Origin of the sequence: Vibrio sp. CB1-14, from assembly GCF_040412085.2 — a bacterium.
Classification (GTDB): domain Bacteria; phylum Pseudomonadota; class Gammaproteobacteria; order Enterobacterales; family Vibrionaceae; genus Vibrio; species Vibrio chaetopteri.
Window position 1 is genome coordinate 837,054 of record NZ_CP115921.1, and the last position, 10,645, is coordinate 847,698.

Sequence of the window (10,645 nt, forward strand, 5' to 3'; positions counted from 1 at the left end):
GCGGATGCGATGTCTGACCCTTTTTGACATTAACCTACATCAGTATTGAGTTCCTGCTCTGCGACTGACAGCATCGCAAATTCTTCTTCAGCGCTAGAGGCCACCAGGTTGTTGCGGCTATATAGCCCATAGTAAACCCCACCAATGACAAACAGTCCAAATGTCATATAGAACGCCGATGGGTCAAAGGCATACACACCTGTAAGTGCGACTAGCGATAAAATGAGTGAAATCGCAGAGGTGACAATCCCGCCTGGAGTGCGATACGGACGCGCAAGTTCAGGCTGTTTCACTCTCAGTAGGATGTGGCTAAGAGACATTAAGGCATAGGACACTGTGGCGCCGACAACGGCCATGGCCAAAATCAAGTCTCCCTCGCCAGTAAGCGACACAGCAAATCCAAAAATGCCCGGGACAATTAAAGCGCGAGATGGCACTTTGTTTTTACTGGTTAAAGATAAGCTTTTCGGCAGGTACCCGGCTCTCGAGAGTGCAAAAACCAAGCGGCTGTAGCCGTAAACAATCGAGAAGAACGAAGCGATAAGGCCAGCAAGTCCGAGCATGTTGACTAAAGTTGCAATCGTTGGGTTGTTCGTCACTTTTAGCGCATCGACCAACGGTACTGCACTCGCGCCAATCAGCTCTGAGCCGGCTGCGCCTGCAAGTAGAAAGACGACTAATGCTGCAGTCACGAGTAAGAAAATCATCGCGCCAATAATACCTTTTGGTACATCTTTCGCTGGGTCTTTGGCTTCTTCTGCGGCGAGAGGTACTCCTTCAACGGCTAAGAATAGCCACATTGCAAAGGGGAGTGCCGCCCAAACACCATACCAACCAAAAGGTAGGAGTTCAGTTGCTTCAGCAGTGGCTGGTGCGATGTCAAATAGGTTACTGGCATCAAAGTGACCTATGAGCGCAACCGCGGTTAGGATGATAGCCAAAACCGCCAGACCGCTGATCACCATCATAACTTTTAACGCCTCGCCGACACCAAACAGATGAATGCCAATAAACGCCGCATAAAACAGGGCATAAACGACAGGACCATCAATACCAATCAGTTCATTCACCGCCGAGCCAATGAAGATGACGATGGCAGCTGGCGCTAGTGCATACTCGATCAAAACCGCCAGCCCAGTGACAAATCCTCCGGTTGGCCCCATGGCTTGTCTTGCGAAACTGTATCCCCCGCCAGCGGCAGGAATGGCTGCGGACATCTCGGCGAGTGATAGCACCAGAGTAATGTACATGACGGCCATGGCAATGGCGGCAATAAGAAATCCAGCCCAGCCGGCTTGCGCGATGCCAAAGTTCCAGCCAGCGAAGTCGCCAGAAATAACGTAAGAGACCCCAAGGCCGGCAAGTAAAATCCACCCTGCGGTGCCTTTTTTTAACTGTCTTTTAGACAGGTACTCCTGATGTTTTGTCATAGTAAATCCTTCTACAAACGGTTGATAAGAAAGTTGTTGGAGCTAGTTTGATTCAGTGTTGAACTGCTTTCATCGTCAATCTCAGAGCGGTCTTTGAGATCGACACCAGATAGGTGCAATCGCCTGGCTTCTTCAAGTAGGTACAGGGTTCGCTGGCAAGCGTCGTCGTAACTCAAGCCGTCAGGCCTGACATTTGAGATACAGTTTCGTTCAGAGTCTTTTGTGCCTCGCCTTGCGCCCCAAGTTAGGTATAAACCCATGCTATCTGGGGAGGATAATCCAGGTCTTTCGCCGATCAATATCAGCGCCATACGAGCGTTAAGGCATTCAGCAACATCATCGGCAATGGCGACTCTCCCTTGCTTAACGATCGTAATAGGTGCAAGGTGCCATGATTTGCTTTTATCCAGTTTTTGAAGAAGTCGCTCTAAAAAGGGAGCCGCGTGATTTTGTATCGCCGTTGATGACAATCCGTCGGCGATGACGATAGCGAGATCGGGTTGGGTTTGAGAGGTGGACGCCTGTTTTTTCAGTTGTGCCCAAGACGCGTCACTGAGCTGTCGACCTAAATCGGGTCTTTGAAGGTACATTAAGCGATCGGTTATTTTGCTTTCGACAACTTGAACTTCACCTGACGCAACGGACTGAAGCATTGGTAACTGTTCAAGCTCGATTTTTAAGGCTTGGGTATCTAGTGCGCAGTGCACTGCATCCATCGCTTGGGCGTGATCAAGCTGAAACGACAAGAGAGCGTCGGTCGGAATGCTGTTACCAGTTCTGCCTAGTGCGATTCGTGCTGAGGTCAAACTACGCAGTTGTTGCCAAGGACTGGTCACTACAGAGTTTGATGCTTTGTTAATGTTGACTACCTTTGTCATGTCACTTTCCTTAGCTGACCTGTTTTATGGCTTTGGAGAAGGGAGAGGCGAGTTGGTCGTTTAAACGTACCTTATCGACATCGTTAAAAATCTGCGTTTCTACCAGCCACTGCTCGAATTCGGGGGCAGGTCGTAAGCCAAGCACTTTTCGAGCGTAGAGAGCATCGTGGAATGATGTGGTTTGATAGTTAAGCATGATGTCGTCAGAGCCAGGAATCCCCATAATGAAGGAGCATTCGGCGACGCCGAGTAAAGTGAGCAGATTGTCCATGTCATTCTGATCGGCATAGGCATGGTTGGTGTAGCAAATGTCACAGCCCATCGGTAACCCCAGCAGTTTTCCGCAGAAATGATCTTCCAACCCCGCCCTAATAATTTGCTTACCATCAAACAGGTATTCCGGGCCGATAAAGCCGACAACGGTGTTGACTAGCAAAGGGTCAAATTGGCGTGCCACCGCATAGGCTCTCGCTTCACACGTTTGCTGATCAACACCATGAAAAGCGTTAGCAGACAGCGCGGTACCCTGACCTGTTTCGAAATACATGACGTTGTTACCAACCGTGCCGCGTTTGAGTGATAGCGCGGCCTGCTGCGCTTGTTCCAAAATAGAAAGATTGATGCCGAACGTGTCATTGGTGCCTTGGGTTCCGCCAATCGACTGAAACACTAAATCGACAGGCGCTCCTAGCTCAATGGCTTCGATGGTATTGGTGACATGAGTTAAAACGCACGACTGAGTCGGTATCTGATATTGCTGGATGACCTCATCCATAAGCTGCGTGAGCTTTATCGCCTGAGGAACATTATCCGTTGCCGGATTGATGCCAATGACGGCGTCTCCATTGCCGTACATCAGGCCATCGAAAATACTCGCTGCGATGCCATTGAGTGAATCTGTAGGATGATTAGGCTGAAGGCGAGTGGAAAGGCGGCTCGGCAGTCCAATGGTATTTCGAAAAGCAGTCACAACCTGACACTTCTTAGCCACCAAGATGAGATCTTGATTGCGCATGATTTTGCTCACCGCCGCCACCATTTCTGGCGTAAGCCCCGGCCTTATTTGTGCTAGTGTTTCCGAGTCAGCCTGATCGCTAAGTAGCCAGTTTCTAAAGTCACCTATCGTGAGGTGCTCGATGAGTGAGAAGGCTTGTTTGTCATGGCTATCAATGATCAGTCGGGTAATTTCATCATTCTCGTAGGGGATCACGACGTCATTGAGAAACGTTTTGAGCGGCAAATCCGCAAGCGTCATCTGTGCCACTACGCGTTCTGCAGCAGATTCTGCACACACTCCAGCTAAGGCATCTCCAGAGCGTTCTGGGGTCGCTTTTGCCATTAGTTCCGCAAGTGAACTAAACGTAAATACATGGTTTCCCTGTTGTCGACGATAGGGTTGTCGACGATACGTCGCTGTCATGACGACTCCTTCAATGGTTCGATTCTTGCTGCATTTTTTGTTGAACGTGCAGCGCAGCTAATTAATCAACTTGCGAATAGCGTTCCATATGCTTGTCAAAAAGTGGCAATTGTTAAATGTGTTAATAAACAATGCCTTATAGGGCTCCTGCTCCATAGTTGGGCGCCGAAAATCTCTTTAGAAGGAGTAGTAGTGATGGATGAAATTTGCAAGTTTGCGCCAGAGTTGTGCATCCGTCCCTCTAATGATGCAAATCAACAAGCAGACAACCTGTTGAATTGGATTCAGGCTTATGATCAGATCACCGACGGTGGGTATCATGGACGAATTATTGAGCGTTGTTTTTCCAATGTTCATGTGTTTCGTGAAGAGAGCAATCGCGGTTTAAGGCAGGATTGCCAAGTCACTAAAGGTGGGTTGTGGTTGGGGTTAAGTGCGACCGATAAGTCTCTTTATCTCAATCATCACCAGAAAGGCGCTGACGATATGTTGCTTCGTGCGAGCGGACTGGACTTTGAACTGGTTACGCCGGAAGACTTTTCTATTTACGGCGTGGTGCTGGACCAGCAAGCTTTAGGCTCTATTCTCGACCAGATGGATATCGAGATAGACAGTTTGGCAATGCTCAACCAAGTGGTATCGACGCCTCATGCTTATCAATTGAAAGCCTATCTATCGATATTACTATCGAATCAACCGGTGCGTTGGTCTTGCGATACACATGAATCATTACTTTTGGATTTTGTCGCGGATGTTATTGACTCGTCTAGCGGTGGCAACGATTCAATGGAGCCTTTGTATCAACGTGCCAAAGTCATGAAGCGGGTGAAGCAAACATTAGAGAGTCGTGATTGGTCTCATCCAATGACCATCAGCGAGCTTTGCAGTGCCGTACATGTGAGTCGTCGAACGTTGCAAAACACGTTTCACTCTTGTTGTGGCATGTCGCCCCACCAATTTCTGTTGCGAGTTAGGTTGAACCAAGCTCGCAGGGCTTTACTCACTAGTGACGGCGAACATTCCGTCTATGATATCGCGTTCAAGCATGGCTTCTTTCACTTAGGGCTTTTTGCCGGTAACTACAAAAAGCTGTTTGGTGAGAGTCCTTCTGCGACGCTCGCTCAAGCATCGGTTTAGCCGAAATATCGAACACACTCTGTTAATCGATGATTCCCTTTTGTTTGTTGATGGAACAAGAGCCATTAAAAACTACACTTAAGCAATCTGCTAGCTACTGGATGCTTACTGATGATCACTATAAACAATCAATATCTTCATATAATCGCCATCATCTTGACTGGCTGCTCTTTGAACTCAGAGGTTTTTGCAAGTGAGAAGCTTAATGATTACGAAGGATCGGCCAGTATCACTCAAGGTCTTGCAGCAACTGTGGAAGCCAATCTTTTTGAGTGCAAAAATGGTAGAAGCCGTGTTGCAGGTGTTGGTGAGATTACCGACTCTAAAGGCAAGACTTGGACAGTTCCCGCAGAAAACCAATTTGGCTCTGCAACAAAAGCGGTCGACTTGTATGAAGAGTGCGCCAAAATTACCCCTAATGGTATTGCGGACGTAGATGAAGATCTTGTGCCTGTGGTCGTTATCGATGCCGACGGACAAGAAGTGACAGGCTATATATTCGCCGACAACTACTTTGAGTTATACATTAATGGCCAACTCGTCGCGGTAGATTCGGTGCCGTTCACCCCGTTTAACTCTAGTATCGTAAAGTTTAAGGTAAACAAGCCATACACGATTGCTGTAAAAGTCATTGATTGGGAAGAGAACCTTGGTTTAGGGACAGAAAACAACCGCGGTAAGGCATTTCATCCGGGAGATGGTGGTTTTATCGCGAGCTTTAGCGATGGCACCGTGACAAATTCTGACTGGCAGGCGCAAACGTTTTATACCTCTCCAATCTATGATTTGGCCTGTTTGAGTGAAGTTGAAGGAAAGCGTCTTTCGACTAATTGCACGACCGATGGCACAGATAATGGTGAAAATGCTTATGCCGCTCACTGGGAAGTACCGAGCAACTGGATGGAACCCGAGTTTGATTCAAACTCATGGCCGCAAGCGACACAATATTCAGAAAATGAAATTGGTGTAAACAACAAGAAGTCGTACATGAATTTCATTGAAAAGTTCAGTGGAGAGGGAGCGAACTTCATTTGGTCTACCAATGTAGTGCTCGATAACGAAGTTTTACTTCGATATGTAGTGAGATAGTTTGGTGGTATATGGCGTATTCAGTCGGCCACAGTTTTTATCTCATTTGTCGTAGTGCGGTGCTCCCTGAACAATGTCGATGTCGCAGTGAGTATCACGCCACATAAGAGCCAAGCGCTGCTGACTCCCCAACGTTCTGCGATATAACTAAGTAGAAGTGAGCTTAACACTGCGCCTCCAGTGACAACGAATGAGTGAATAGAAATCATTGTTGAGCGATGCTGAGAGGCTGTACTGGTGTTAAGTAACACTTTTTCTGAACTGCTTCCTATTGTGAACCAAAAGAAGAACAGCAGGTAATAGGTAGCAAAGGTGCTGATACTTGCTGTTTGGGACAGTATGATAAGTAGGGATCCCGATAAGGCTCGGCTTGCCATCAACAGCCTAAGGTGAGAGCCTTTCAAAAGCCTTAATATGCTCACGGCGGCGAGTGATGACAGTGCCGCCACAGCGAGATAACCGGCCGCGATGCCTCCAAATAAGCGGGTATCCGCTCCCTCACCGTTAGACTCTAAGAGTGCAGCTAAAAAAGGCTGCCAAAAATTTTCCAAACTGATTAGCACCATTCCGTAGATACATGCGGTTTGAAGCAATCGCCTTAATTGAGTGTTTTTCAGAGCGTTGTGAATTGCAGCGCTAACGATTTGGTTTGCTTCAATTGTGGTGTCTGGATGAGAGTGCTTTGTCTTTGACGGGTCTTTGATGAGCAGTGCGGTCAGAATGATGAGCCCAATATTGCCGATTAGAGTGGCGACAATATTGAGGTCGTATGGACTGTTAGCGCTATGAAGAACAGCTATACCTATATTTGGCAAAAGCCCGCCTAGATAGGCGCCAATAGCAAGCCCGAGCGTTGTCATTAGATTGACGATGGCCGATGCGCTGTGAAAGGTCTTTGTTCCTGATGAAGCCTGAAAATAGTCATAAAACCAAGCGTCAAGGGTACCGGAGTAGACGGCTCGAGCCGCACCTAAAATTATCGCGGTTAAGCAAAAGGTTTGGATGTTAGCTGCGAAGTAAAGACTGATCGCTCCGACAAGGTTGAGAAGTAACGACAATAGATAGGTGAGTTTTCGCCCATATTTATCTGCAAGGCTACCTAAAGGGATCTCTAGTACTGCCGTTGCTCCAACCCAAACCGCCATCACAATACCGACTTCTTTCAGAGTCAATCCATGAAACTGAAATATCAGAATGAGCACAGGAACCAGCATACCGACGACCGCCCAGTGGCAAGCTTGATGAATGGCATAGTGTCGTGTGAGGATTTCCTTTGTCACAGCATGTTCCTTTTGTTTGACTTTCTCTGTACAAATAAACTTCGATTTGAGATCCCTGTGGCTAAATAGGTATCGCAATAGTGGACTCTTTGGCTAATAGTTCATGTAAAGGTTATTGATGTGATACTTTAGGGGTCTTTATATGAGCCGAGGATCAGGCAATCATGGAAAGCCGACTAGCACAGGAAGTGTGTGCACTAATCAAAGCGGAACTTAAGCGAAGTAAACTGCCTTACCGAGTTTTGGGGGAGCGTTTAGGTGTCTCGGAAGTGAGCGTGAAACGAATGCTGAATAGTCACCAGTCCTTGTCGGTGGAGCGTTTGATTGCCATTTCTGAGAATCTAGATATGCCGCTATCAAAGCTCATCGCGAAGGCTGAAAAGAATCTATCGCGCATTCCGTTGTTTACTAAAGAGCAAGACTTGGCATTTTTTAACTACCCACCACTGTTCACTCTATGGACAGAATTAACAGAGAACCGAAGCCTAAATGAGATTCAAGACAGGCATCAACTGACATCAGCGTCGCTGTATCGTTATCTTCGAATGCTTGAAGACGTTGGTTTGGTCACTTTGGATATCCACGGCAGCCCTAATCTCAACGTACCTACCCATACTGCATTTGAGCAAGGCGCTAAGTATCCGGTGTTTTTCACCAGCCAAGTTCTGAATCGACTTCAACAACGAGTGATTAACTTGCCTGCCAATGATGATCAGGCTTTTTTGACAATGGTAAAAGCGGAGCTGACACACGAAGAGTTTGCAGCAATCAACAAAAAGCTGGAAGACTGGATGTTCACATTGCTTGGCGATAGCCAAAATCAGCAGTCAAGAAAAGGACTTAATGTGCGTCCTTACACGTTTGGTTTTATGGGCGCACAAGGGGCGTTTCATGATGAGTTGCCGCTGATACCTAACCTATCACAGTCGTAAAGAGCTTGTTCGATTAGATAGACAGCGGCTGGTTTGACTCAGAAAGGTGAAGAGCCTGAGGGGCTGCGTCTTTAGAGGTGCTGATTCAGGTGCTCTTCAAATCGAGCAAAGTCCTTGTCGATATCGCCATTTTTCATCACGTCATAAGCCGCAAAGGTTGGCATGGCTTTCATACCAAAGAAGCGGAAGTTGGCGTGCATGTGGAACATGAGGTCATCAACACTTTTACCTTGGAAAAGGTATTCAGACTCATCATTGAACGACTCTTCCGGTGCGTTGAACGTTAATGACAGCATGTACTTAGAATTAGTTTGCGTGCCACCTGTGCCGTAGTTCTTCTTAGGCTCAGCTTCTGAGCGACCATCAAACAAACACAAGTCACCACCCATACCCGCAGTAAACACGTCGTCCATGTACTTTTTAAAGCTCCAAGGTACGGTCATCCAGTTCACTGGTGACTGAACGATCACTCGAACTGCCCATTTGAAGTTCTCCAATTGTGCCGGTACATCAATTTCTTCTTGCATCGTCACTACGCGAGTCTGGTGGCTTTTCGCCTCCAATAGCGTGACCGCTTTGTCGACCAGAGTGGCGTTAAGTTTGCCCTCAGAGAATGGATAAGGCTGGTATGCATTGATAATAAGTACATTGCTCATGGGTGTTGACCTCTAAATCTCACTACGGCTTGGGAACTGCCCCTAACGCCTTGGTGGTATATTAAAGTAACCTGGAGTTTGTTTGCAATTAGTATACTTTTAGTAACCTAAAAATAGTGCCAATGGCGCTATCTGAAAACGGCGGGCGTTCCTGAGTTTGGTGACTGTTTAGTCTAACGGTGGCGCAAAGCAGTATTCTGCAGATTCATAACGTACTTGCTGTTTATAGAGGTCTTGTAATTTGCGCTTACTATCTATTGTTGAGGTTGGCGAGTGACTCCAAAGCTGGCAAGCGTAACGGTTTAGCGCTTGGCGTTGTTGTATCCACGATGCGGAGAAAAGTGGGTTGGCTTGGGAGTGCGCAAGGGAGCGAAATTCAAAGTAAACGGTGCGGCGTTGTGTTTGTTCGGTAAGGGGGGATGAGCGATGCAAAAGCATAACGTCGTGAATGACGATGTCACCGGCTTTGGCTGTGACTTCGGTACTTGCTATGTCGTTTTGTTGCCAACGACGCGTGATTTCACAAACGGAATCCGAGCTCAGATGCGAGTGTGGGATGACTTGCAATGCACCTTGTTGATGTTTGGAGTCATCGAGGTACAGACCAACAGTAAAGATTCGAGACTCTCTTTGGTAATTCATGTCTCTGTGCCAATTAATGTTCTGGTTATCACCTTTGTGTTTGATGAGCAGTGATTCGTAGATAGGAATGGCCTCACCTTCAACTAGGGTTTGTACTGTTTGTTGCAGAGCTGGAAGCCCAAGTAGCTGAACGAAGGTAGGTGTATCGAAAGAAAACAAGTTGTTTATTCTGGTGATAAAATTTTGGTCGCCTTGATGGAGAGTGGCAACGTTGTTCACCAAGCCATCAAATTGCGCATTCTCCAGTAGCTGTTGCTGCAAAGTGTCGTAAGACTGACGTAAGTCTCGAAGCAGTGACGTAGGAATGGCATTTTTTAGCACCAAATAACCGCGCTCGTCGAAGGTTGCTACTTGTTTGCTTGAAATGGTCACTGTGATAGTCCTTTAGTGCGTAAAAAAAGCAGCTTTAGGGCTGCTTTTAAAAGGTTCTGTTTACATTGGGCATTCGCCCCAATCGCACTTAACATGGTAGACGAGATCAGAAACTTTGCTTGGTTTGAGCCGATCTTGCTCTGTTATTTGTAGCTTGTGTGCGGTCAATTGTTCGAAAAGTTGCCAGTGTTTGAGTAGGCACTCATCATCGACTTGAGTCACTTCCGACCAAGCTTCTTTTAGCATTGGCATCATGCACGCAGAGCCATACGCATAGAGCATCATTTGCCATTTGAGCTCATGCATATTGAACTGCTCGCTTTCACTGCGACCTTGGTTGTATTCACTCACCAATGCCATCACGATACATTCAATTTCCCCTTTGCTATCAATAAAGTAGTCGAAGAACTCGTTTTCTTGACGCATCGCATCGGCGATTAATTGCATTGGCTGGCGGTTGATCAGCAAGTTGGCCAGCATTTCAGTCGCAAATCGATATAGCTTGATGTTCGCTGGTGTATCTTCGGGTAGCTGCGAGAGAAGGTGCATGATGTACTTTTGCATATACGCATGCATATGGTCACTGATGCCATACCAGATCTGCTCTTTGCTGCCAAAGTGGTGGCGAATTAGGCTGTGAGATACCCCTGCGCGATCGCTGATATTGCGAATCGATACGCGTTCGTAACCAAGTTCACAGAACATGTCTGCGGCGACCGTCATGATCAGGTTTTTCGTCTCTTCTGCCGCCATGGCGCTGCGACGACCTTTTTTCTTCTCCACTCGATACCTTTTTAATTAATCATTCC

General features: G+C 47.0%; 10 protein-coding genes. 3 read left to right on the forward strand and 7 right to left on the reverse strand.

The window, feature by feature from the left end; genetic code table 11:
* Positions 1-29 precede the first annotated feature (29 nt).
* Genes eat through PG915_RS19740 form a run of 3 tightly spaced genes read right to left on the reverse strand, consistent with a single transcriptional unit; the run spans position 30 to position 3,728 of the window.
* The gene (eat, locus tag PG915_RS19730; protein WP_353500100.1) at positions 30-1,430 is read right to left on the reverse strand and encodes an ethanolamine permease; all 1,401 of its coding nucleotides are present in this window, start codon (positions 1,428-1,430) and stop codon (positions 30-32) included.
* Positions 1,431-1,441: 11 nt separating this feature from the next.
* The gene (gene eutC, locus PG915_RS19735) at positions 1,442-2,308 is read right to left on the reverse strand and encodes an ethanolamine ammonia-lyase subunit EutC (RefSeq protein ID WP_353500101.1); all 867 of its coding nucleotides are present in this window, start codon (positions 2,306-2,308) and stop codon (positions 1,442-1,444) included.
* A 10-nt stretch (positions 2,309-2,318) separates the two neighbouring features.
* Complete coding sequence (locus PG915_RS19740) at positions 2,319-3,728, reverse strand: ethanolamine ammonia-lyase subunit EutB (RefSeq protein WP_353500102.1); 1,410 nt, start codon at positions 3,726-3,728, stop codon at positions 2,319-2,321.
* A 195-nt stretch (positions 3,729-3,923) separates the two neighbouring features.
* Here PG915_RS19740 and PG915_RS19745 point away from each other — a divergent pair, with 195 nt between their 5' ends.
* Positions 3,924-4,865: a helix-turn-helix domain-containing protein gene (locus PG915_RS19745; RefSeq protein ID WP_353500103.1), complete on the forward strand. Its 942-nt coding sequence runs from the start codon at positions 3,924-3,926 to the stop codon at positions 4,863-4,865.
* Positions 4,866-4,976: 111 nt separating this feature from the next.
* Positions 4,977-5,954, forward strand: coding sequence for a hypothetical protein (locus tag PG915_RS19750; protein ID WP_353500104.1), 978 nt, complete (start codon positions 4,977-4,979; stop codon positions 5,952-5,954).
* A gap of 20 nt (positions 5,955-5,974) precedes the next feature.
* Here the strand turns inward: PG915_RS19750 and PG915_RS19755 are convergent, their stop codons facing one another.
* The gene (locus PG915_RS19755) at positions 5,975-7,234 is read right to left on the reverse strand and encodes an MFS transporter (RefSeq protein ID WP_353500105.1); all 1,260 of its coding nucleotides are present in this window, start codon (positions 7,232-7,234) and stop codon (positions 5,975-5,977) included.
* 164 nt (positions 7,235-7,398) lie between these two features.
* On the opposite strand from PG915_RS19755, the gene PG915_RS19760 reads away from it, so the two are divergent.
* The gene (locus PG915_RS19760) at positions 7,399-8,166 is read left to right on the forward strand and encodes a helix-turn-helix domain-containing protein (protein WP_353500106.1); all 768 of its coding nucleotides are present in this window, start codon (positions 7,399-7,401) and stop codon (positions 8,164-8,166) included.
* Between the two features lie 71 nt (positions 8,167-8,237).
* Here the strand turns inward: PG915_RS19760 and PG915_RS19765 are convergent, their stop codons facing one another.
* The 3 genes from PG915_RS19765 to PG915_RS19775 form a co-directional block, all read right to left on the reverse strand.
* Positions 8,238-8,822: an NAD(P)H-dependent oxidoreductase gene (locus tag PG915_RS19765; protein ID WP_353500107.1), complete on the reverse strand. Its 585-nt coding sequence runs from the start codon at positions 8,820-8,822 to the stop codon at positions 8,238-8,240.
* A 168-nt stretch (positions 8,823-8,990) separates the two neighbouring features.
* Positions 8,991-9,836: a phytanoyl-CoA dioxygenase family protein gene (locus tag PG915_RS19770; RefSeq protein WP_353500108.1), complete on the reverse strand. Its 846-nt coding sequence runs from the start codon at positions 9,834-9,836 to the stop codon at positions 8,991-8,993.
* A gap of 60 nt (positions 9,837-9,896) precedes the next feature.
* Positions 9,897-10,619: a TetR/AcrR family transcriptional regulator gene (locus PG915_RS19775; RefSeq protein WP_353500109.1), complete on the reverse strand. Its 723-nt coding sequence runs from the start codon at positions 10,617-10,619 to the stop codon at positions 9,897-9,899.
* Positions 10,620-10,645: the final 26 nt, after the last annotated feature.

Bases quoted from the DNA above. Each gene is read 5' to 3' on its own strand.
- eat (WP_353500100.1), bottom strand. From the start codon at position 1,430: ATGACAAAACATCAGGAGTACCTGTCTAAAAGACAGTTAAAAAAAGGC.
- eutC (WP_353500101.1), bottom strand. From the start codon at position 2,308: ATGACAAAGGTAGTCAACATTAACAAAGCATCAAACTCTGTAGTGACC.
- PG915_RS19740 (WP_353500102.1), bottom strand. From the start codon at position 3,728: ATGACAGCGACGTATCGTCGACAACCCTATCGTCGACAACAGGGAAAC.
- PG915_RS19745 (WP_353500103.1), top strand. From the start codon at position 3,924: ATGGATGAAATTTGCAAGTTTGCGCCAGAGTTGTGCATCCGTCCCTCT.
- PG915_RS19750 (WP_353500104.1), top strand. From the start codon at position 4,977: ATGATCACTATAAACAATCAATATCTTCATATAATCGCCATCATCTTG.
- PG915_RS19760 (WP_353500106.1), top strand. From the start codon at position 7,399: ATGGAAAGCCGACTAGCACAGGAAGTGTGTGCACTAATCAAAGCGGAA.
- PG915_RS19765 (WP_353500107.1), bottom strand. From the start codon at position 8,822: ATGAGCAATGTACTTATTATCAATGCATACCAGCCTTATCCATTCTCT.